This is a genomic window from Falsibacillus pallidus (genome assembly GCF_050990905.1).
Taxonomy (GTDB): Bacteria; Bacillota; Bacilli; order Bacillales; family DSM-25281; genus Falsibacillus; species Falsibacillus pallidus_A.
The window spans coordinates 1,297,595-1,318,900 of the sequence record NZ_CP158866.1 but is presented as its reverse complement, the minus strand read 5'-3'; the positions used below and the strand labels follow the sequence as shown (position 1 = coordinate 1,318,900).

21 protein-coding genes and 2 riboswitches are annotated in these 21,306 nt (G+C 40.7%); of the genes, 9 read left to right on the top strand and 12 right to left on the bottom strand.

The features are described from left to right. Positions 1–40: 40 nt before the first annotated feature. Positions 41–235, bottom strand: a complete 195-nt coding sequence (locus tag ABTV07_RS07015; protein ID WP_433749207.1) for a hypothetical protein — start codon at positions 233–235, stop codon at positions 41–43. A 183-nt stretch (positions 236–418) separates the two neighbouring features. Between ABTV07_RS07015 and ABTV07_RS07010 the strand changes: the two genes are divergently transcribed. Both ABTV07_RS07010 and ABTV07_RS07005 read left to right on the top strand, forming a co-directional pair. Continuing rightward, complete coding sequence (locus ABTV07_RS07010) at positions 419–595, top strand: YkvS family protein (RefSeq protein WP_433749204.1); 177 nt, start codon at positions 419–421, stop codon at positions 593–595. 118 nt (positions 596–713) lie between these two features. Beyond that, positions 714–2,042: a DUF2254 domain-containing protein gene (locus tag ABTV07_RS07005; protein ID WP_433749201.1), complete on the top strand. Its 1,329-nt coding sequence runs from the start codon at positions 714–716 to the stop codon at positions 2,040–2,042. 18 nt (positions 2,043–2,060) lie between these two features. Here ABTV07_RS07005 and ABTV07_RS07000 read toward each other — a convergent pair whose 3' ends face one another. After that, entirely contained in the window at positions 2,061–2,177 is a 117-nt protein-coding gene (locus tag ABTV07_RS07000) for a DUF6254 family protein (protein WP_433749199.1), read from the bottom strand. Between the two features lie 268 nt (positions 2,178–2,445). Here ABTV07_RS07000 and ABTV07_RS06995 point away from each other — a divergent pair, with 268 nt between their 5' ends. Beyond that, complete coding sequence (locus ABTV07_RS06995; protein ID WP_433749197.1) at positions 2,446–3,087, top strand: hypothetical protein; 642 nt, start codon at positions 2,446–2,448, stop codon at positions 3,085–3,087. Positions 3,088–3,149: 62 nt separating this feature from the next. On the opposite strand, the gene ABTV07_RS06990 is transcribed toward ABTV07_RS06995, so the two are convergent. Beyond that, positions 3,150–4,190, bottom strand: a complete 1,041-nt coding sequence (locus ABTV07_RS06990) for a YkvI family membrane protein (RefSeq protein ID WP_433749194.1) — start codon at positions 4,188–4,190, stop codon at positions 3,150–3,152. Positions 4,191–4,433: 243 nt separating this feature from the next. On the opposite strand from ABTV07_RS06990, the gene ABTV07_RS06985 reads away from it, so the two are divergent. Beyond that, the gene (locus ABTV07_RS06985) at positions 4,434–6,575 is read left to right on the top strand and encodes an AAA family ATPase (RefSeq protein ID WP_433749191.1); all 2,142 of its coding nucleotides are present in this window, start codon (positions 4,434–4,436) and stop codon (positions 6,573–6,575) included. A 45-nt stretch (positions 6,576–6,620) separates the two neighbouring features. Here the strand turns inward: ABTV07_RS06985 and ABTV07_RS06980 are convergent, their stop codons facing one another. The 3 genes from ABTV07_RS06980 to ABTV07_RS06970 form a co-directional block, all read right to left on the bottom strand. Then, entirely contained in the window at positions 6,621–8,315 is a 1,695-nt protein-coding gene (locus tag ABTV07_RS06980; protein ID WP_433749188.1) for a M3 family oligoendopeptidase, read from the bottom strand. Between the two features lie 146 nt (positions 8,316–8,461). Further along, the gene (locus ABTV07_RS06975; RefSeq protein WP_433751145.1) at positions 8,462–8,905 is read right to left on the bottom strand and encodes a MarR family winged helix-turn-helix transcriptional regulator; all 444 of its coding nucleotides are present in this window, start codon (positions 8,903–8,905) and stop codon (positions 8,462–8,464) included. Between the two features lie 99 nt (positions 8,906–9,004). Then, positions 9,005–10,576 carry a bifunctional metallophosphatase/5'-nucleotidase gene (locus ABTV07_RS06970; protein ID WP_433749186.1) on the bottom strand — a complete coding sequence of 524 codons (1,572 nt, stop codon included), beginning with the start codon at positions 10,574–10,576 and terminating at the stop codon, positions 9,005–9,007. A 140-nt stretch (positions 10,577–10,716) separates the two neighbouring features. Between ABTV07_RS06970 and ABTV07_RS06965 the strand changes: the two genes are divergently transcribed. Then, entirely contained in the window at positions 10,717–12,219 is a 1,503-nt protein-coding gene (locus tag ABTV07_RS06965) for an ATP-binding protein (RefSeq protein WP_433749183.1), read from the top strand. On the opposite strand, the gene ABTV07_RS06960 is transcribed toward ABTV07_RS06965, so the two are convergent. After that, a complete protein-coding gene (locus ABTV07_RS06960) occupies positions 12,216–12,485 on the bottom strand; it encodes an aspartyl-phosphate phosphatase Spo0E family protein (protein WP_433749180.1) in 270 nt (89 codons plus the stop codon). The two genes, ABTV07_RS06965 and ABTV07_RS06960, sit on opposite strands and share 4 nt — an antisense overlap. Positions 12,486–12,704: 219 nt before the next feature. Between ABTV07_RS06960 and ABTV07_RS06955 the strand changes: the two genes are divergently transcribed. Continuing rightward, on the top strand, positions 12,705–13,118 hold the full coding sequence (locus ABTV07_RS06955; RefSeq protein WP_433749177.1) for a YkvA family protein: 414 nt from the start codon (positions 12,705–12,707) through the stop codon (positions 13,116–13,118). Between the two features lie 55 nt (positions 13,119–13,173). Here ABTV07_RS06955 and ABTV07_RS06950 read toward each other — a convergent pair whose 3' ends face one another. The 5 genes from ABTV07_RS06950 to ABTV07_RS06930 all read right to left on the bottom strand — a co-directional run bounded on the left by ABTV07_RS06950 (position 13,174) and on the right by ABTV07_RS06930 (position 17,723). Beyond that, positions 13,174–13,707 (bottom strand): 1,2-dihydroxy-3-keto-5-methylthiopentene dioxygenase, encoded by a 534-nt coding sequence (locus ABTV07_RS06950; protein WP_433749174.1) that lies wholly within the window; start codon positions 13,705–13,707, stop codon positions 13,174–13,176. 12 nt (positions 13,708–13,719) lie between these two features. After that, entirely contained in the window at positions 13,720–14,367 is a 648-nt protein-coding gene (locus ABTV07_RS06945) for a methylthioribulose 1-phosphate dehydratase (protein WP_433749171.1), read from the bottom strand. After that, positions 14,364–15,026 (bottom strand): 2-hydroxy-3-keto-5-methylthiopentenyl-1-phosphate phosphatase, encoded by a 663-nt coding sequence (locus tag ABTV07_RS06940; RefSeq protein ID WP_433749168.1) that lies wholly within the window; start codon positions 15,024–15,026, stop codon positions 14,364–14,366. Before ABTV07_RS06940 ends, ABTV07_RS06945 begins: the two co-directional genes overlap by 4 nt. Then, positions 15,023–16,243: a 2,3-diketo-5-methylthiopentyl-1-phosphate enolase gene (locus ABTV07_RS06935; RefSeq protein ID WP_433749165.1), complete on the bottom strand. Its 1,221-nt coding sequence runs from the start codon at positions 16,241–16,243 to the stop codon at positions 15,023–15,025. Before ABTV07_RS06935 ends, ABTV07_RS06940 begins: the two co-directional genes overlap by 4 nt. A 102-nt stretch (positions 16,244–16,345) precedes the next feature. After that, positions 16,346–16,463, bottom strand: a riboswitch (SAM riboswitch). 75 nt (positions 16,464–16,538) lie between these two features. Then, complete coding sequence (locus tag ABTV07_RS06930) at positions 16,539–17,723, bottom strand: pyridoxal phosphate-dependent aminotransferase (protein WP_433749162.1); 1,185 nt, start codon at positions 17,721–17,723, stop codon at positions 16,539–16,541. A gap of 117 nt (positions 17,724–17,840) precedes the next feature. On the opposite strand from ABTV07_RS06930, the gene ABTV07_RS06925 reads away from it, so the two are divergent. The 3 genes from ABTV07_RS06925 (at position 17,841) to mtnA (ending at position 21,266) form a co-directional block, all read left to right on the top strand. Further along, positions 17,841–18,623: a carbon-nitrogen family hydrolase gene (locus tag ABTV07_RS06925; protein WP_433749159.1), complete on the top strand. Its 783-nt coding sequence runs from the start codon at positions 17,841–17,843 to the stop codon at positions 18,621–18,623. A gap of 111 nt (positions 18,624–18,734) precedes the next feature. After that, positions 18,735–18,895: riboswitch (SAM riboswitch) on the top strand. An 84-nt stretch (positions 18,896–18,979) separates the two neighbouring features. Continuing rightward, positions 18,980–20,191 carry an S-methyl-5-thioribose kinase gene (mtnK, locus tag ABTV07_RS06920; RefSeq protein WP_433749156.1) on the top strand — a complete coding sequence of 404 codons (1,212 nt, stop codon included), beginning with the start codon at positions 18,980–18,982 and terminating at the stop codon, positions 20,189–20,191. A gap of 13 nt (positions 20,192–20,204) precedes the next feature. Continuing rightward, entirely contained in the window at positions 20,205–21,266 is a 1,062-nt protein-coding gene (gene mtnA, locus ABTV07_RS06915) for an S-methyl-5-thioribose-1-phosphate isomerase (protein WP_433749153.1), read from the top strand. Positions 21,267–21,306: the final 40 nt, after the last annotated feature.

The following is a 21,306-nucleotide window of genomic DNA, read 5'->3' as shown; positions in this document are numbered from 1 at the left end:
AACTGCCTCAAAATGAAGGCAGTTTTTGTTCATTCGGTATTCAGCTGCGGGGTGTATCTGAATATATGTAAGTTACATTCCCGCCTCTTTGTGCAGTACCTTGAAAATGCTTAAAGTCGCTGCGTTTGACCAAAAATTCCCTAAAAGCTAAAAATTCATCCTTTAACACTTGGAATTCCTTAAGTTCCCCATTTTGCAGCGCGTTCAATTTCGACTCCCAATCTTCCTGGCTCATTTATCTCACCCCATATCAACCATTGATGCTCTAAAACATATTATACATGAAGTCCCTTTTTCTTTAAGGACAGGGATCAAAATTTTTAAAGCCCAAGTTTTCTAAAAATAGCGAAAATATCTTTACGGATGAAAAAAAGTAGTGCAAACTATTAGTAAAAGATGGCAAAGGAGAGGTCAATCATTGAAAAAGGCAGAAGTGGGGAATGTAATTGAATTTAAAGATGGTCTTCAAGGAATTGTAGAAAAAATAAACGAAAATTCCGTAATTGTTGATCTTACTTACATGGAAAATTACAGAGAACTGGAGCTTGAAGAAAAAACAGTGGTAAACCATAAAAATTATAAAATTATCGGATAAGCAATCCTTACTGAACCTGGGCACTCAAAAATCGGCTTGAGTGCCCAGGTTTATTATTTGGAGGTTTAGACTCTACTGTTTAAGGAAATTTCTATAATAGAAATTTCAGGAGGCCCCTATGAAAACGAACTCTTTTTGGACAAGCTTTAAAAAGAACTTTTGGTTCAAACCTACTGTTTATACATTAGTTGCCGTCATTTTAGCTTACGGCACGTACCTAATCGACGCTTACTTTGCAAACGGCCGTTCAAAAATCATCCCGTCCATTTTTCTTACCGACTTTGACTTGGCCAACACAATCATCAGTACGATTTCGTCATCAATCTTAACGATGACAACCATTACTTTTTCTTCCATTTTGGTCGTGTTGACGACGTTTTTATCACAGTATACCCCGCGGTCTGTCCAGAACCTTATTAATGATACACCTACACAGCGGGTATTGGCTGCTTTCGTATCTAGCTATGTCTACACTTTGATCGTCTTACTTCTCCTTAAAGGCGGAAAGAAACAGGAATTTTATTTATCTCCATCGTTTGCAGTCATCGCTGCCATCATTTGCGTATTTGTATTCGTCTACTTTGTTCACCATGTAGCGAACTGGGTAAAAGTGAGCAATCTCATTCATCAAATCACCCAAAAAACAAGCGAAAGAATTCGCACCTCGCTGCCCATAAAAGATAACCAAAAAGGATCGGATGATCAAAATGATCGATTGGACAGGTTCCCCTATGTTCTTCACTCATTAAAAGGCGGATTCATCCAAGAGATCAATAGGGACGCAATCGTCAATCAAGCTGATGATGATCAAGCCTCCATCAAAGTCCTTTACTCAACGGGACAATATGTATTGAAAGGCACCCCGATCATTACTGCAAATCGTGAAATTGAAGAGGATAAGTATCTGGGGTTCATTAAATTGGGGCCCGATAAGGAACCCGTCGAAGATATCAATCTCGGTATCCGGAAACTTGCCGAAATAGCTATGAGGGCGATTTCTCCGGCAATCAACGATCCGAATACGGCTATAGACTGCATCGAACAAATGGGGCTGATATTGTCGCAGCTTTCAAACCAATCACTTCCTGGTGACTATTTTTATAAAAATGGCCAATTAAGGCTTATCCTTAAACAGCCGGATTTCAACGAATATTTATATAAGAGCTTTTATCAATTACGCCATTATGGAAAGAATGATATTTCCGTGATCACTGAGATCATAAAAGCGCTCCATCAAATTGTGCTAAATGGATCTCCTGTCATTAAGGAAACCATATGGGAATTCAAAGACTACATTCTCAAAGGAGTAAACTACGAGGCAATGCTCCCCCTCGACATTAATTACCTGCTGGAACATGTAAATCATTTGGCTGAAAAATGCGGGAAAACCAAATTTACACATGATCACTTTTTAGAAACCTATGTAAAAAATGGCCAGCTTCATTAAGTGAAGCTGGCCGCACTTTTATTTTTCCTTTGCATCTTCAAATAATTCTTTTTTGGAAGAAACTTTTCCATGAGGATGCTGGCTGTTCTTTCGTACATTCCATTGTCTTTCTTTCTCTTGTTTGGACTTTGTCATGATTTCACCTCAATATAAATTCATTAAAGGATTTTTATTTTAAACAAAAGACTTAAGTCTTACTCTTTTTAAATAGGAAAGGGGAAAATACCCATTTCCCTCTGATAATCCCCTTATAATCTTTAGTAAAATTGAAAAAAATTAGGACAGTTTGATTATTTTTCTAAAATTGCAACCAAACAGCCAAAATTTCGTCTACAATAATAGAAAGAGACCGCATAGAGGAATCAATCTTCAAAAGCGGAATAATGAAAAGGGGCTGATGAACTTGAATAAATGGGGAAAAGCAATTCTGCCAAGTTTGATTGGAGTATTATTGCTGGCAGGATGCGGAACTGCAGAACAATCGGATGACAAAGTGAATGGTGGACAGACAACCAATCCAACCCCAAAAACTGCACAGACTGAAAATACCGATAAATCATCGGGCGATTCTGCCACTGAACAAAAAAATGAGCAGCTGCTTACTTACACTGTGAATGGTGAACAGAAGGAAGAAAGCGCTAAGCTTGTCAATAGCGACAATCAAGGATATTCCATGTATGTTTTGCCTGAATTTGAATTGACGGCTGAAGAACCGAATAAAGATGTTCTTTTCTTAAAAGATAACGATAAGATTTCAATGAGAATTGAAATCCTTCCTGCTGACTCAGATATGGAACAATTAAAAGAGAATACTAAAGCTCAACTTGGGGCTGTGAACGGTGATATTAAAGATCTTCAAGCCTCCAACGATCAGCAGTGGCTTGCTGATGCATCCATCATGCAGGCTGAAAATACTTCCGATCAAGTTACCGCATATATCGTAAAAAAGGATGACAGTATCGTAAAAATGACGATCTTCTCAAAAAAAGATGCAGATTATAATGACGCATTTGTAAAAATGGCAGAAACGATCAAAAAGAAATAATGACGTTTGGGTCTAAACGCCTGAAATACAAACATTAAAGAGTGAAAGGGATCAGCTCCCTTTCACTCTTTATTCTTATGCGGCTTCATCCATAATAGAATGATAAAAACCAAACTGATATACCCAAATATCGGATACAGGTAAGAAAGCAGTGTCCCGTAATTAATCACCCCGAATGAAAATGCAGCTGCGATGATCAGCGCATAAAGCCAGGCACTTTTAAGCGGCAGATACCCCCTTATCTGTTTCTCCAGCCCATAAATATTCCCGATGACCGAGCTGAATATTTCACCGTAGATAATGAATATATAAATAAAATATATTTCTGATGCCATCTTCTTCATGATGACGGCAATGGGAATTTCATAGGCATCTACATTAGGGAGCATAACAAGAGTGGCATGGCTCGACAATAATATAACTGTCAATAAAAGACCGCCAATGATTCCGCCTCGCCTGACCACTTTCTTATCCTTCACTTCAGCTGCCACAGGCACTAGTACCGCCTGGGCAAGCGCAAGGTTCAAAGCGGTGTAAGAAAAAGGCGCAACAACTGATTTCCATCCATCCTCCTGATAAGGAATGGTCAACAGTCTTTCCAAAAAGTGAGGATGTTGAATGGAATGCATCAATAAATACAGGTTAAAAAAAATCATCATCGGAACAACAAAAGTATTTACTGCAAATAGTCCTTTAACGCCTAGAGTCATAACTATGAAAGAAAGAAGAGCAGTCAGAAGAACCCCCGCTATCTTGGGGTAGCCAAGCTGTTCTTGAAAAATGGCTCCTGAACCGGCAAGCATTACAGCGCATACCCCCAAAAGCATGATCATCATTAAAATGTTCATAACTTTTGAAAAGTATTTCCCGAATAAGTATGTATTAAGTTCTTCATACGATTGAGCACCGATATCTATAGATTTTTCCATCAGCTTTGTCCCTAAGGCAACAAATAAGTATCCTCCCATCAGAATTCCTATAAGTCCAATAAAGCCAAACCGGGAGAAAAACTCCACAATTTCCTTGCCTGTAGCAAAGCCTGCACCTACCACAGTTCCGACATAAACAGCTGCTATTTGAAAGGATTGAATCCAATGCTTCATATTAAGCTCCTCCCCTCCTTTCATCCTTATGTACAAGTTCCTCATTTAAGAATTGAAAAAAATAATTAAAAAGACTTGAAAGTCAAAGAAGGTCAAATTATACTATAACTATCAAAGGTCAAACTTAGTCAAAAATCCAAGCACAATTCTTGAGTCCATAAGATCTTTGATTTATACTCATAATTAATTAGTCAAAGTTAGTCAAAGTCAATTATTGAATATAAATTATAGGAGGAATGCACAATGCTATGTCAAAAATGTCATGAACAACAGGCAACCGTTCAATTTAACGTTCAATTCAATGAACACAAACAGCAGCTTCACCTCTGTTCCTCTTGTTATAAAGAAGAACGACAAAAAATAGGGAGCGGCTTAGGCGGTTCCCCTCTTTCCTTCGGCCAATTCCAAGGGTTCGAAGGGATAAATGATCTTTTTAAACAAGCACATCAGCAGCAAAAGCCAAACATTCACGAAAGACAGGAAAAAATAAATTCAGGGAATGGATTCCTTGATCAATACGGCAAAAATTTAACGTATCTGGCCAAAACAGGGTTGATCGATCCCGTTATAGGCCGTGAAAAAGAAGTGAATCGAGTCATTGAAATCCTCAATCGCAGAAATAAAAACAATCCTGTCCTCATCGGTGAGCCCGGGGTTGGGAAAACAGCGATTGCTGAAGGACTGGCATTAAAAATCTCAGAAAATAAAGTCCCGCAAAAACTTCTCAATAAAGAAGTATATTTGCTTGATGTGGCTTCATTAGTGGCCAACACCGGCATCCGCGGACAATTTGAAGAACGGATGAAGCAGTTGATCCAAGAACTGCAGTCCAGAAAAAATGTCATCTTATTTATTGATGAAATCCATCTTCTTGTAGGCGCCGGCTCTGCTGAAGGATCAATGGATGCAGGAAATATCCTAAAGCCTGCCCTTGCACGGGGAGAACTTCAATTGATTGGTGCGACTACTCTACATGAATATCGCCAAATAGAAAAAGATCCCGCATTGGAACGCAGATTCCAGCCGGTGCATGTGCACGAACCATCAGTTGAAGAGGCACTTGAAATCTTAAAAGGCATCCGTGAAAAATATGAGGCCTTCCATGGTGTAGAGTTTTCAGATGATGTCCTGAAGGCATGTGTCAACTTATCACACCGATATATCCAAGACCGATTCTTACCGGATAAAGCAATTGATTTAATGGATGAAGCGGGATCAAAACTCAATTTGACCATTGAAGCACCAGACCGTGATGCTGCTGAAGAACGCCTTCGTGCCATAACTGTCGAGAAGGAAAAAGCACTTAAGGATGAAGACTATGAAACGGCCGCTTACTTAAGGGATGAAGAAGAAAAAATTCATCAAGTCCTTAGCTCAACTGAGGAATCTCTAAGCGAAAAGCCTGCTGTGTCCATCAAGGACATTGAAACAATCATTGAAATAAAAACAGGTATACCAGTCGGAAAAATTCAATCTTCTGATCAAGAGAAGATGAAGAATTTAGCAGGTAGCCTGGCGAAGAATGTGATCGGGCAAAAAGAAGCTGTAGAAAAGGTTGCAAAAGCCATCCGTCGAAGCAGGGCAGGATTGAAATCCAAACACCGCCCAATAGGCTCCTTCCTATTCGTAGGGCCTACAGGAGTGGGAAAGACAGAATTAACGAAGACATTGGCAAAGGAATTATTCGGTACTGAGGATAGTATGATCAGGTTTGATATGAGTGAGTTCATGGAGAAGCACAGCGTCTCTAAATTGATTGGTTCTCCTCCAGGATATGTAGGACACGAAGAAGCAGGACAATTAACAGAAAAAGTTCGCAGGAATCCTTATTCCATTATACTTCTGGATGAAATCGAAAAGGCTCATCCTGATGTCCAGCATATGTTCCTGCAAATCATGGAAGATGGCAGATTGACAGACAGCCAAGGCAGGACGGTCAGCTTTAAAGATACTGTCATTATCATGACAAGCAACGCTGGAGCTGTAGAAAAACCAATCACGGTCGGATTCGAAAAAAATAATGCACTTAAAGAAACGAGCATCCTCGATTCATTAGGAAGTTTCTTTAAACCGGAATTCTTGAATCGATTTGACAGCATCATTGAATTCAATGGATTGGAAAAAGAAGATCTTCTTAAAATTGTCGATATCATGCTTGGGGAACTATTGGAAACAGCCGCTGAACAAGGAATTTCCTTTAAAGTGGAGCAGGAAGTGAAAGAAAAACTTGCAGAACTCGGCTACCACCCTTCCTTCGGTGCGCGTCCGCTCCGCAGGGTGATTCAGGAACAGCTTGAAGATAAAATAGCTGATATCATCTTAGACCATCCTGAAACCAGAACATTGTCTATCTTCATCGAAAATGACGAAATAAAAGTTCAATAATTATGAACCGCAAAAGGCTGGTCCACAAGGGGCCAGCCTTTTTCTTTAGAGTTGTTTATCAGCCACTGAATTCAGCCATTCCTCGATCGTACCGATGACGGATTTGACGCAGCCATCCTGGAATGGTGAAATCAATTTTGCTTCTTTCACTAGGCCGGTAAATGATTTGCTTCCACCTTGTTTGCAGAGGTGAACATAATCATTCCATGCCCCATCAAATTGCTCCATCGATTTCTTCCAGAATTGGAACGCACAGATCTGCGCAAGTGTGTAATCGATATAGTAGAAAGGAGAATTATAAATATGGCTTTGCTTCTGCCAGAATCCACCCTTTTCCAGATATTCGATTCCATCGTAGTCTCGATGCGGCAAATATTTCTCTTCAATGTCCTTCCAAGCCTGCTTTCTGTCTGCAGGTGCTGCTTCAGGATTCTCATAGACAAAATGCTGAAACTCATCGACTGCCACCCCATATGGAAGGAAAAGAAGCGCTTCACTTAAATGAGAGAATTTATACTTGTCCGTATCCTCTTGGAAGAATTTCTCCATCCAAGGATAAGTAAAGAACTCCATGCTCATCGAATGAATTTCACATGCTTCGTAAGTCGGCCAATTATATTCAGGGATTTCATGGTGTCTGCTTGAATAAACCTGGAAGGCATGCCCTGCTTCATGGGTCAATACATCGATATCCCCTGATGTCCCATTGAAATTGGAGAAAATGAATGGTGATTTATGATTCTCAATATACGTGCAGTATCCTCCGCCCGCTTTTCCTTTTTTGGCTACCAGGTCCATTAAATCGTTGTCGATCATAAAATGGAAAAATTCTTTTGTTTCTTCAGAAAGCTCCTCATACATTCGCTTGCCATTCCCGATGATCCATTCAGGCGATCCTTTTGGAACGGCATTCCCGGAAAGGAATTGGAACCCTTCGTCGTAAAACTTCAATGAATCGACATTGATGCGTTCTTCCTGCCTTTTCCTGAGGGATACAGCAAGGGGAACGATATATTCCTTAACCTGATCCCTGAATTTTTTAACCATTTCAGCATCATAGTCTGTCCGTGCCATCCTGTAGTAGCCAAGTTCCACAAAGTTTTTATATCCAAGCGTCTTGGCGATTTCATGTCTTACTTGAACGAGTTCATGATAGATTTCATCAAACTTTTCTTCATGTTCAGCAAAAAAGCCGTATTTTGCTTCTATTGCTTTTTTCCTCATCCCGCGATCTTTTGATTGAGAAAATGGCTCAAGCTGTGCCAGCGTCCTTTCTTCCCCTTCAAATTCAATTTTTGCCGATGCTGTAAGCTTTGTATATTCTGAGGAAAGCTTATTCTCTTTCTGCAATAACGGAATAATGTCAGGCGAGAAAGTCTTTAGCTGGGCATCTGCCAGGTCAAATAGCTGATTTCCCCATTTTTGTTCAAGCTCTTCCCTGAACTTCGACTGAACCAGTGCTTGGTAATATTCAGCTACAAAGGCTTCAAGTTTAGGCGCCAATTCATCCATGTAATCCTGTTCTTCTTTGTAGAATTCATCGTTCGTGTCAATCGTGTGCCGGATATAGCAAAGATTGAACATGGTCCCGACATCATTCCTGATGGCATTGACGGCATTCATCGCTTCACTCTGTTCTTCTACGGTCTTAGCTTCTTTAAAAGATTTGATTGCTTCATTGAATCGCGCTTCGATTTCATTGAAATCTGGCCTTTTATATGTATAATCTTTAAAGCTCACTGAAAACACCCCTTAGCAATTATTATCAGAACCCTGCTATAGAATCCCAAAGTATGTTATTTCTACATTCGTGCCGGAACTTCCTTCATAATCAAAAAAATCCCCATTCCTTGGATAAAATATCCATCAGATTGGAGATTTTCTTATTAGAAATCTTTTATGGAAAGTCCTAATTTCTTTAACAATTCAATAGATTGATTTTTTTCCTCCTCTGATAGGACGGAAACCAGTTCATCAATTCTCTTCTCATGTTCCGGGAAGATGCTTCGGATAAATTCTTTCCCTTGGTCAGTGATCTGGGCATAAGTCACACGCCTGTCATTCGGACATGCCACCCGCCGAATCAATTCCTTCTTCTCCAGCTTATCCACTACATACGTAATGCTCCCGCTTGCGAGAAGTATTTTTCCGCCAATTTGCTGCAGAGGCTGATCTCCCTTATGATAAAGAAGTTCAAGCACAGCAAACTCTGTTGGGTTAAGGCCATTTTTATAAATAAATTGATCGACTTGTTCATTCAATGCTTTATACGCCCTGGAAAGGACGATAAAAAGCTTCAGGGATTTCTGTACATCATTTTCATTAGACATCATTCATCATATCCTTTTTAACCGAAAAATATCTCAATTTCAAAATAATTATAATGGATGGGGGAGAACAATGTCAATGATACCTGCCTGTATGGCCTTTCATGGATGGTTGACGACTTTCCAATTATGATTGACCGTTGCCTTCACTATACTATGTTTAATGAAATGTTCAGCCAGGAGTTCCGGCATATCCATCTGCACCTCTTTTATCTTAGGCTTGCCTTTAAACATTTTATAATCTCCGCCTCCGCCTGCACGGTAATTATTCATCACTACCTCGTAATCCTCTGTCATACTAAGGGGTTTTCCTTGAAAATGCAGTGACTGCACTCTGTTTCCGATTGGTTTGGCTGCATTTATGATATATTCTATCCCCTCCCACATGTCATAGTTATAATGCTGTGGTTTAGGATAAGAAAATGCAGGGTTGACAGTTATCTCCCCATTATCATCTAGGGAAAAATAGGATGCAGACCTCTCCAGTGCATCTTTGATGTCCTGTCCTTTCAATAGTAGGACGATTAATGTATTTGGATAGATATAGTTCGAAACTAGGTCGCGCATGGTGACGATGCTTGGAAAACCGAGTGAATGGTTGGAAAATAGAGCCGTGCTGGAAATAGGAGCTCCCGTTGCTTCCATCTGAACTTTATTGATGAATTCAATCAGAGGATGCTCTTCCTTTCTGGCCATAAAAGGATCATCTATCAGCATATTCCCTTCAATCGTTCCTATCTCTTCATCTAGCCATGCCTGAGTCTTTTTTTCATATTCTTCGATGAGTTCAATGACAGTATGGTCCGTCTTTTCATTCTGGACATCCAGTATTTCTGATTCTTTATGAACAATAGACCAGCTGCCACTCTTTTTTTGCAATTCGATGACGGCCTTCCCGAGTTTTTCTCCATTGGAGCCAGGCTGAATAACAGTGACTCCATTTATCTCCCCTGTCAGTTCCCTGTGCTGATGCCCGGTTAATAAAATATCGATTCCATCCACTTCCATACAGATGCGATATGCTTGATTTTCACCGGTATAAGTTTCAGAAGGGCTGCCATTTTCAACATCATTTTCAAATCCCCCATGATAAGACAAGACAAGTATATCTGGGGATTCCACTTCATGTATGTAGTCCACCCAGCGTTTGGCTGACAGCAGGGCGTCCTCGAAATACAGCTCTCTTATATGTTCGGGATTTTCCCAATTCGGAATATAATGGGTGGTCAGTCCAAGAACCGCCGCCTTGATTCCATTGGAAAATCTTTTCGTAGTATACGGCTTTCCGAAATACGTTTCCTTCGTGGTTCCATGGCAAACATTAGCGGAAAGCCAAGGAAAGTTTGATTGACTCACTGCTCTATTCAATACACCCATCCCGTAATTGAATTCGTGGTTGCCGATCACAGCAGCATCATATTCCAAATGATTCAGCAGTTTGATCATCGGATTCTGCTTATTCTTAAGGAATTTTACATAATGATAGGTCAAAGGCGTCCCTTGTATCAAATCTCCATTATCTATCAATAATATGTTTTCATTTTCTGCCTTTATTCTTTTGATGAGCGAGGCTATCTTTACAAGTCCTTTGTCTTCATGGGCGTTGTCTGCATAAGACAAGGGCAGGACGCTTCCATGGATGTCACTTGTTTCAAGAATAATGATTTTTTCCATTTAACCAGTAATCCCCCTCAAACAAATCTTAAAAATGTTCAGCAAATTCAGATTCTCATATAATGAGACTATCATATTTTGATATAATAAGGTTTGGAATATTTAAATATATTTTTAAGATTTGGAGGACTCATGGCTTTATGAAAATTACTCGTAATAAAGTCATTATCTACCTTTTGATTGCCATCCTGCCATCTTTGGCAGGAACAGCAGTCTTTGGGCATTATACATATAAAAAGCAATTAAAAAAAGCTGAGGACCACGCTGAGTGGATTGCATCGATCCACCAGCATCAGTTGGGCGGGCTATTTCACGAGACAAAGATTAGTCTTGAAACATTATCAATGACATTTACAGGATCTGTGCCATCGAAGGAATCACTGAATGCTGTCTTGAATAATCTTCAAGAAAAAGATTCGCGATATGCCGGGCTTTATTATGCAGACAGCGATGGCTTGATCAAATTTGGTTCAAATAATCATCTCATCAATAAGAGTCTGCGAGGCGACGAAACCTTCACATTAGCCCATTTAACAGGTAAAACAAGTATTTCTGATAAAGCAGAAAGTAATAATCAGTCTATGCCTGTATTCTCGATCATCACTCCTATTGTGAGTGATGATCAAATCACAGGATACTTAGTAGGGCATATCCGTTCAGATTATGTCGTAAATCTTATAGGAATGCTCACGCCTGGGGAAGCAGTCAAATTCATGAATTCAAATCAGGAAGTGATACTAAAAGCAGGACCGGATCCAGAGAAACACGGTCAGAAGTGGGTGAATGATGAACTCTCGACCGCGCCATGGATCATTTCGGTAGCAATAAAAGATGGGTACAAGAATGAAGCTTTTATTTCATCTATATTTTTCTTTCTCATTTCTGGATTCATCATGCATATCATCTATCTTCTATTCAGGAATTATAGAATCGGGAAGAGGTCGAGACTGGAGAAAATAGAAAACGACGCCCAAAAGCTAGAGCTTGTTGGGACTCTTGCAGCCAGCACTGCCCATGAAATAAGAAATCCGTTAACAGGAATCAAAGGGCTGATACAGCTGTTAGCAGAGAAATATGATAATCCTCAAGACCAATTTTATTTTTCAATCATCAATAAAGAAGTCTTGAGAATTAACCAAATCGTAAGTGAATTTCTTATTTTAGGAAAGCCTTCTATCCATACGGCAGAGATTTGCGATTTAAGAGATATCCTGCTTGATCTGAATCCTATCATCCGTTCAGAAGCGAACCTGAAAACAATAGAATATTACTATGAAATGGAAGTATCGCCAATAGAAGTGCTTTGCTCAAAAGATCAAATCAAGCAAGTGATAATGAATGTCTCCAAGAATGCTTTTGAATCTATGGCAGAAGGCGGTACGTTGACTATAAAACTCTATATTCAGAATATGACAGGCTATATTGACATCATCGACACTGGTTCAGGTATTACCGATGAAGATCTCGAAAGGATCTTTAATCCTTTCTTCACCTCCAAAGATGGGGGTACAGGGCTTGGATTAGCCGTCTGTAAAAGAATCGTCCAATCCTTCAATGGAAGAATTGAAGTATCCAGTGAATTAGGTAAAGGAACTAAAGTGACAATAGGGTTTCCGATTACTCAAAAGGAAAAGCGGCTTTAAAGAAGGATTTTTTTCTTGAAAGCAGCGGTTTTATTAATGAAGAATGTCATGGTGAGGATTCTCTTGATTGAATGTTTGGGGTTTTTTCTTTCTCTCAAAGATAAAATATATCGATTGTATTCATTTAAAAGAGAGTCCAGTTCCTGGCTGCATGCAACCGTTTGCTTTGATGCCAGTCCAAACTTCATGCCCAGTTGAATCATCTCGTCCCTTTTTAATTGAATTTGAGTCATATAATTGATATTATTATCCGTCTTTCCGATCACGATTATTACCCTCCAACTATATATTTCGATACTCGAGATTTGTATACTTGAGCATTATCGCAGTATTTTTCTGAAAAGTAAATAGATTCGCAATAATAGACAAAGCTTCTTACTTTTTGCCATAATACGACAATTTCCTCACCATTTTCTTTCAGCAAACGACTTTTTGTTTAAGAAAATCAATAGGAGGGAAATTAGTATTAATAAGGTGGTGGAGCCATGAAAAACTGGATACTGAGCAAGCTTGCTTTTCGACTTTTCAAAACGGATGCACAGGAACATTTAAAAGATAAGGAAAAAACGGTTCAATTGATGACAAAAGCTGAGAAAAAAGCTCTCAGCAATAAAACGACTCTTTCAAGCGTATGGCATAAATTGCAAATTACTTTTCAGCTCTTGAAATCCTGGGCTAAAGGTGAATATAAAGATATCCCTTATCGTACGCTCATTACGATTGTCGTCGGTCTAGTCTATTTTGTTTCACCCATTGATGTTGTCCCGGATTTTATAGCAGGATTGGGGATTGTCGATGATGTGGCTGTTTTAGGGCTCCTTTTCACACAGATCGATCCTGACTTAGCGAAATACATTGAGTGGCGGAAGAATAAAGCAAATATCATCGATGAAAAATAGAATTAAAACAAGCCCAAGGAATCCCTTGGGCTTCTTTAATGAGATCGCTTCTGCATCAGGCATTGATAGATGCATTTTCATAAATCGGCACCCAGCCCTCCTGGGTGACAAAGATTCTAACAGCCACAACATTTAGATCATCAGATAACGTGAAATAATGGCGGATATTTTCAGGAACAGAAATCAGGTCCCCCGGATTTAAATGCACTTCAAAAAATACTCCATCTTTCCCTTGAATAACGAAAACCCCGTGGCCGCTTACGATGAACCGAACTTCATCATCTGTATGATGATGCTCGCGATTGAAGTTTTTCAAAAGCTGATCAAGATTGGGAGTGGCTTCAGACAAGGAAATGACATCCTGGGCCTGGTACCCTCTTCTCTCAGAGATGTCTTTGATTTCATCCTTAAAAACTGCCAGGATCTCCTCTTTTTCTTCTTCAGTTAATAAAAACTTCTCCTGAAGGGCTGCGGGTAGTTTTGCTATATCCCAATTTTCATAAATTACGTCCTGCTCTTCTAAAAATTGAACGACTTCCTCTTGATTATCAATCACTTTTCCGCTTCCCTGAATTTTAATAGTAGTCATTTAAAATTCCCCCTATAAAGAAAATGTTTGTTTTGGAAATTGAATGTTATTCTTAATTTGTAAAAGTGAGAGATGATATTGGAAAATAAATTCACATGCTTCCAGCAATTTTTTGGCTTCAAAGCCGCTTTTCCCCCACACTGTGATTCCGTGGTTCCGAATTAATACGGCACCTTTATCCCCATTAACATGTTTTTGAAATTCCTTTGCAAGTTCTGGAATATAGGCGTGGTTAGGTATGATCGGGATGTTCAAAGATGCGTCTTCATCCCAAAGTCCAAAAGCCTTGATTAATTCTTGGCCCTGAAAGTCGATTTCCCCATCATCCCCATAAATTTCAGAGACTACATTATTGGCTACTGTATGGACATGGAGGCTGCATCCTGCTTTTGTATTCTTATAAATCTCACAATGAAGGAGAGTCTCTGCTGATGGAGTAAGAACCGTTTCTCCAATGGGCCTTCCCTCAAAATCCACTAAGAGAAAATCCTCTGAGGTTCTTCTTCTTTTATCTTTTCCGCTTGCTGTCACAAGAAAGCCATCGATAGATTCACCAGTTTTAATCGATAGATTCCCGCTCGTACCCATGAACCAATCCCTTGCTGCAAGCTCATCTTTGATGTCAGCAAGTTCATTCCACTTTTCTCTTAAATCACTCATACCCCCACCCCTTCCAATTTCGATAAAATGGAAGCACAATCATGGAATGTATCAAACGTTTCATGTGGAATGGCATGCTCTTCGCATTTTTCAGCAAGAAAGTCTCTGGCAATCACAAAGTCTGCAGCAAGTGCCGCCTTTAAGTCTGTAATGGAATCTCCTATTACAATCTTGAAGTCTTCTTCCGTGCTTAATTGGTTTATGATCGTCGGCTTGCAGCATCCACACTCCCCGGAGCATTCGTCCCCGCAGGTATGGGGCCAATCAATCCGAATTCTTTCCCTATCAAAATCCGCTTGATTGCAATAGATCCCTGAAATCGAATCAAACTCCTTTAATAAAGGATGGACGAAGAAATCCATGCCTCCGCTGACAATGTAAACCGGTATATCCCTCTCACTGCAAAATTGCAGGAATTCTTGAAAACCTGTTCTTATCTGTACACTTTGCTCCAAATAAGAAATGATGTCCTGTTTTAAATGGGAGGGAAGAAGTGAGAACATTTTCCCTACCCCTTCCTGGATGGAAATTTCTTGGGCAAGCACTGCATCCTTTAATCCTATCCATTCATCTGGAGCAAACTTTTTCATAATGGAGATAATATTATCATTTTCAGTCACGGTTCCATCGAAATCACAAAATACGATTGTCCTGCTCATCTGGACTCCACCGGGCTCCCCCATTTCCCCAAAGCCTTAGCCAGTTCCGGGCTTTCAGCACATTGTTCTTCGAGGCTCCTTCCTGAGAGTACTGCATCAATTGCCTGTCTGAAGGCTCTTCCACCTCCACACGCACCATCTGGATGTCCGTGCACACCGCCGCCTGCATTAATGATGGAGTCTTTTCCGAAATCCTCTATCAGAAGCGGAACAAGCCCGGGATGGATGCCGGCTGATGGCACCGGGAAGGTTCGTTTGAATTCATTTTGTTCCAGCAGGTCATGTTTGATTGAAAGGGCTGATGATTTTTCCAATGCTACACTTCCATATGGAGATGGGAACAGTGAAAAATCAGCTCCGGCAATCCTCAATAATTTGCCGAGGAACAATGAATGGGAGGCACCGTATATATTTGAACTTGTAAACGCACCGCTGAAGGATGGATGCGCCATTAGTGGCAGGGCAATTTCATCATCTTCACGTAATTCCTGGAGGACATCAAGACCGTATGTGAAGACATTAAAGAGCAGTGCATCCGCTCCAAGCTCTTTTGCTCTTCTCGCCTTATCCCTCAGTCCTGAAGTCCTCCCGGTCAAATTCACAGCATAAAGCGTTTTATGCCCCGTTTCCCTATAGACTTCTCCGAGCACTTTCTTCCCTTCTATGACACGCTTTTCGAATGGAGTGAGAGGATTATCAAAAAGGATTTCATCGTCTTTGACCAGATCGATGCCGCCTCTTGCCTGTTCCCTCAGCTGATGTGATAAGAATGAAAGATCTTTGCCGATCACTCCTTTGAAGATACTCATCAATAGCGGCCTGTCGTATACATTCAACTCCTCTCTGATCCCTTCGATGCCAAATCGGGGTCCGGGAAAATGCCTCTTTAATTCGGCTGAGAAATCAAGATCGATCAATTTGATTTTCCCATCCAACGATAATTTCCCGAATACAGTGGTCAGAATTGCCGGCAGATCTGCGGAGAAATTAAGTGCAGGATAAGCGATGGATATTTCAGCTATGACTTCATCCCCGTTCCCGCCCTTCTGCTCTTTCACTGAAACAGTCCTTCCTTTATGCTTCTTTAACTGCTCCTGCTCAAGTTCTGGAAGGCTGGTCCATGTCCCGACTGTCAGCCCCAGTGCAATTTCCTCTGCTTTTTTTTCAAACGAGCCAAGACGGCCCAAAACTCTGTAAGATGCTATGATTTCAGTCATTTCACTCTTCCTTTCCGTTCAAATTCAGCAGCAGTCTGTTGTTGAATAGGTTCCAAAACAGCAAAAAACCTCTCCGATAAGAAGAGGTTAATGATTAACTTCTTCTTATCTCTCAGCCTATAGCTGCAAGAATTAGCACCGTGCCTGAAGGAAGACATTATCCTCCAAGTCGGTTGCCGGGCTTCATCGGGCTAGTCCCTCCGCCTGCTCTTGATAAGAAAAACATTCATTTAATTGTTTGATTATTAAAAAATATTAAAATCATTTGTGATTATGACAGGGATATCATTTTCTGTCAATCTTTTTTTACAAATAAACCTACTTTTTTTATTCTTTCTGCTGCTTCTATAAGTCTCTCTTCGCTTGTCAAAAGCCCTGCCCGAACATAGCCTTCTCCCCACTCTCCGAAGCCTATGCCTGGAGCTACCGCGACTTTTGCCTCTTTGAGGAGAAGATCCGAAAACTCTTCTGAAGTGTATCCTTCAGGGACTTTCAGCCAAGCAAAAAATGAACCTTTCGGAGATGCTACATCCCATCCAATGTTCTTCAACCCCTGCACGAAGGCATCCCTTCTGCTTTCGTACATCTCCACCATCCCTTCCACGCACTCCTGTGAATCGAGCAGTGCAGACGATGCAGCCTCTTGGACTGCACCAAATAAGCTTACATAAAGATGATCCTGCAGTAAATTGATGGCTTCAATTACATCCCGATTCCCGACAGCAAAGCCTACTCTCCACCCTGCCATATTATAAGTTTTTGAAAGGGTATAAATTTCAATGCCGACATCTTTTGACCCTTTTGCCTGAAGGAAACTTACAGGTTTTTCACCGTCAAACCCTATGGCGCCGTAAGCAAAATCATGTACGACACAAATATCATTTTCCCCTGCAAACTGTACCGTGTCTTCAAAGAAAGACAAATCTGCAACCGCTCCGGTAGGATTGTTCGGATAGTTCAAAAACATCAATTTTGCAGCTTTTGCTGTGCTTTTGGGAATTTCTGAGAAGTCCGGGAGAAAGCCGTTTTCTTCTTTCAAAGGCATTACGGCCATATGTGCACGAGCTATAGCTGCCCCTGACCAGTAGTCAGGATACCCGGGATCAGGTACAAGCAATGTGTCGCCCGGATCCATAAGACACACCGGGATCTCTACCAGCCCTGCTTTGCCGCCAAATAATACAGCCACCTCTTTTTCCGGGTCTAATACAACTCCATACTCCCTTTTGTAAAATTCAGCTGCAGCTTCTTTTAAATAGCTATTCCCGCGAAAAGGAGAATATTTATGGTTCAACGGATTCTCTGCTGCTTCCTTCAATTTTGCAACAATATGGTCAGGTGTAGGCTGATCGGGATTTCCCTGTCCTAAGTTGATGATATCATGGCCTTCTGCCGCAGCTTTCCCGACTTTTTCCACCAGTGAAGCAAAAAATTGTTTTGGGAGAGACTTCAATAATTGAGATTGCTTGAATTCTTTCAAACGTTTCACCCTCTATTTATGAAAATTTCGACTTTAAAAATCTAGTCACAAATGATATAACGGAAAAAGCAGCTTGTAAAGAAAAAATTTTCAAACTATTCATAAAGGAGAAGTATCATGAAGCTTAAAATAGCCTGTCTACAAATGGATATAGCCTTTGGGAATCCTGCTCAAAATATCAAGAATGCAGAGAAGTGGGTAGAGAAAGCAGCTGAACAAAAATGTGATTTAATTGTCTTGCCTGAACTATGGATGACAGGCTATGACCTTGGTCGGCTGGGTGAAATCGGAGACCCTGAAGGAAAGGATCTGGCAGCATTCATCAGCAGGAAAGCCAAAGAACACCACATGGATATCATCGGAGGCTCCACAGCCATGCAGACTGAGGATGGCCATTTCAACACCATGTTCATTTCCAACCGGGAAGGAAATATTATTAAGCAGTACAGCAAACTCCATTTATTTAAACTGATGGATGAGCATGAACATCTTTTGGGCGGGAAATCAGATGGCCTCTTCACTCTCTATGATGAAATCTTTGCTGGTTTTATCTGCTACGATATACGCTTTCCTGAATGGATACGAAAACACGCCCTGGATGGTGCCAAAGCTTTATTTGTATCGGCTGAATGGCCACTGGCCAGAGCTGCTCATTGGAAAACCCTGCTGACTGCGCGCGCAATAGAGAATCAATGTTACGTCATTGCCTGCAACAGGTGCGGCGACGATCCAAATAATACATTTGCCGGCCACTCTTTGATTATCGACCCTTGGGGAGAAATAGTCGCAGAAGGTTCACAAGAAGAAGAGCTGGTAATAGCAGAACTCGAATTGTCCCTTGTAGAAAAAGTAAGAAAGCAAATCCCAATCTTCGAGGACCGCCTGCCCGAGTTTTATTAATATTTGTTGTTTAAAAATTTGCAATTTTTTATTGACAAAGGGATTTTTTTCTTGTTATGATTCTCAGCAAGCGAATATTTTCAGTAAGTTTTAACAATTCCATACTTTTTACTCTTATCAAGAGCTGGCTGAGGGATTTGGCCCTATGAAGCCCAGCAACCGACCGTAATTCCGTTGTAAAACGGGGCGCATTCAATATTTGCGCCGGATATGTTTCCGCAAGGCACGGTGCTAATTCCAACAGAAAGATTATTCTTTCTGGCAGATAAGAGGTGCGAAGCTTATTCTTCAAGCCTCTTTCACAAGAAAGAGGCTTTTTCATTTTTTATGGAAGGCCTCAAAAAAAATTGGAGGTCATGACATTGGCAATTTCTAAAACAAAAATTTATGAACCGTTGACAACAAGCGGAGCGATCAACTTATTAAAAGAATTGGATTTTTTCAAAAAAGACAGCCTTCTCACTTGCAATGAAATCGGGGATGGCAACCTGAACCTCGTTTTTCAAGTGGCAGAGCCGCAAAGCGGAAAAAGCTGCATCATCAAACAAGCACTTCCTTATGCAAAAGTGGTGGGCGAAAGCTGGCCGCTGACACTTAGCAGGGCAAAAATCGAAGCAGATGCCTTGAAATTATATAAGGAACATGTCCCTCAGTTCGTTCCGGAAATTTATTATACAAATGATGACCTCGCCATTACAGTAATGGAAGATTTATCATCATTGAAAATCACCAGAAAAGGGTTGATAGCCGGTGAAGAATATCCGCATCTTCCTAACCACCTAGGAGAATTCTTAGCCAAGACTTTATTCTACACTTCTGATTTTTACCTTGAACCGCCTGCGAAGAAAATCCTGGCTCGAAAATTTTCGAATCCTGAGCTCTGTAAAATTACAGAAGACCTGGTATTTACAGATCCATTCTTCAACAGTGACACAAATGATTTCGAACCTGAACTATTTGATGATGTTCAATCTCTATGGAATGATTTTTCCTTGAAGCTGGAAGTTGCAAAGCTAAAAAAAAGTTTTCTAACTGAAAGTGAAGCCCTTATTCACGGTGACTTGCATACAGGCAGCATCTTCAGCGATCAGAGTACGACGAAAGTAATCGATCCTGAATTTGCATTCTTCGGCCCCATCGGATTTGATATCGGACAGTTTTTTGCCAATCTGATCTTTCAGCTTCTCTCTAATCCAAAGGAGAAAGAGAAATTGATTTCAGGGTATATTGCGGAGGCATGGAATACATTTGAAAAAACATATTCAGATCTTTGGAGAAAAGAAAGCAGGGAGAAATATACAGAAGTAGATGGGTATCTGGATTATGTCCTTAAAAAGATCTTCCAGGATGCAGTCGGATTCGCTGGCTGCGAATTGATCAGAAGAACCATCGGGCTTGCCCATGTAGAAGATCTTGATGGAATCTGCGATAAACATCTTCGCATCACTGCCAAAAAAGCCAGTATTCAATTAGGCAGGGAGTTTATCAAAACAAGGGGACTTCAAACTGGTCCTGAGTCCATTCTTCCCCTTCTCTCAGAAACTGCCGCCTATGCGGGAATTAAGTAAGGAGTAGACAATCATGAATGCAAATACATCGTTCCACATCCCCACTTCAATACAATGGCAGGACAATAGACTTTCTATCCTTAATCAGCAGGAACTCCCCCACAAAGAGGACTACCTGGAGCTTTTAGAGATTGAGGATGTATTCGAAGCCATACTGACACTAAAAGTGAGGGGAGCACCTGCCATAGGGATCGCCGGGGCATTCGGCCTGGCAATGGCAGCCTCAAAATATGAAACAGATGAATTAGGAGTCTTCTTTAATCAATTGGCAAAAGACAAGGAATATTTACTGTCCAGCAGGCCTACTGCTGTGAATTTATCCTGGGCCCTCGAAAGGCTGTATCAACTTGCTCTCCAATCTAGCAGCGTCAATGAAGCAAAGACTGAATTGCAGCACGAGGCCATCAAAATCCAGGCAGAAGACGAAGATATGTGCCGAAAAATTGGAGAGAATGCTCTTACATTGCTTGATCCTTCCCATCCCGTGATGACCATCTGCAATGCCGGCTCTATTGCCACGGCAAAATACGGGACGGCTCTTGCGCCCTTCCATATTGCCATGGAAAAAGGAAAGCAATTCAAAGTGTACGCCTGTGAGACAAGACCGCTTCTTCAGGGTGCAAGGCTCACTGTATGGGAACTTCTTAAATCCGGTGTCGATGCGACATTGATCGCTGACAGCATGGCTGCCTATACCATCCAGGAAAAAAATATCAAAGCCATTATCGTTGGAGCAGATAGAATTGCCCAAAACGGAGATACCGCCAATAAAATTGGCACATATGGTCTTGCATTGCTCGCTCAAGCTTTTCAAATACCTTTATATGTGGCCGCTCCTTCTTCTACATTTGATTTAAGCATTGAAACAGGCAGGGAAATTCCGATTGAGGAAAGAAAGTCAGAGGAAATTACGCATTTCAACGGTATTCCTTCTGCCCCTCTCGATGCGAGGGTGTTTAACCCTGCATTTGATGTGACTCCCGGCCATTTGATCACAGCCATTATTACAGAGAATGGGATATTGAAGCCTGATTATAAGGATTCTATTTCAAACCTGTTTTCTGAACAGCAATAAGCAAAAAAACCATACCAGAACACTTTACTGGTATGGTTTT

Bases quoted from the DNA above. Each gene is read 5' to 3' on its own strand.
- ABTV07_RS07015 (WP_433749207.1), bottom strand. From the start codon at position 235: ATGAGCCAGGAAGATTGGGAGTCGAAATTGAACGCGCTGCAAAATGGG.
- ABTV07_RS07005 (WP_433749201.1), top strand. From the start codon at position 714: ATGAAAACGAACTCTTTTTGGACAAGCTTTAAAAAGAACTTTTGGTTC.
- ABTV07_RS07000 (WP_433749199.1), bottom strand. From the start codon at position 2,177: ATGACAAAGTCCAAACAAGAGAAAGAAAGACAATGGAATGTACGAAAG.
- ABTV07_RS06990 (WP_433749194.1), bottom strand. From the start codon at position 4,190: ATGAAGCATTGGATTCAATCCTTTCAAATAGCAGCTGTTTATGTCGGA.
- ABTV07_RS06985 (WP_433749191.1), top strand. From the start codon at position 4,434: ATGCTATGTCAAAAATGTCATGAACAACAGGCAACCGTTCAATTTAAC.
- ABTV07_RS06975 (WP_433751145.1), bottom strand. From the start codon at position 8,905: ATGTCTAATGAAAATGATGTACAGAAATCCCTGAAGCTTTTTATCGTC.
- ABTV07_RS06970 (WP_433749186.1), bottom strand. From the start codon at position 10,576: ATGGAAAAAATCATTATTCTTGAAACAAGTGACATCCATGGAAGCGTC.
- ABTV07_RS06965 (WP_433749183.1), top strand. From the start codon at position 10,717: ATGAAAATTACTCGTAATAAAGTCATTATCTACCTTTTGATTGCCATC.
- ABTV07_RS06955 (WP_433749177.1), top strand. From the start codon at position 12,705: ATGAAAAACTGGATACTGAGCAAGCTTGCTTTTCGACTTTTCAAAACG.
- ABTV07_RS06950 (WP_433749174.1), bottom strand. From the start codon at position 13,707: ATGACTACTATTAAAATTCAGGGAAGCGGAAAAGTGATTGATAATCAA.
- ABTV07_RS06945 (WP_433749171.1), bottom strand. From the start codon at position 14,367: ATGAGTGATTTAAGAGAAAAGTGGAATGAACTTGCTGACATCAAAGAT.
- ABTV07_RS06940 (WP_433749168.1), bottom strand. From the start codon at position 15,026: ATGAGCAGGACAATCGTATTTTGTGATTTCGATGGAACCGTGACTGAA.
- ABTV07_RS06935 (WP_433749165.1), bottom strand. From the start codon at position 16,243: ATGACTGAAATCATAGCATCTTACAGAGTTTTGGGCCGTCTTGGCTCG.
- ABTV07_RS06925 (WP_433749159.1), top strand. From the start codon at position 17,841: ATGAAGCTTAAAATAGCCTGTCTACAAATGGATATAGCCTTTGGGAAT.
- mtnK (WP_433749156.1), top strand. From the start codon at position 18,980: ATGACATTGGCAATTTCTAAAACAAAAATTTATGAACCGTTGACAACA.
- mtnA (WP_433749153.1), top strand. From the start codon at position 20,205: ATGAATGCAAATACATCGTTCCACATCCCCACTTCAATACAATGGCAG.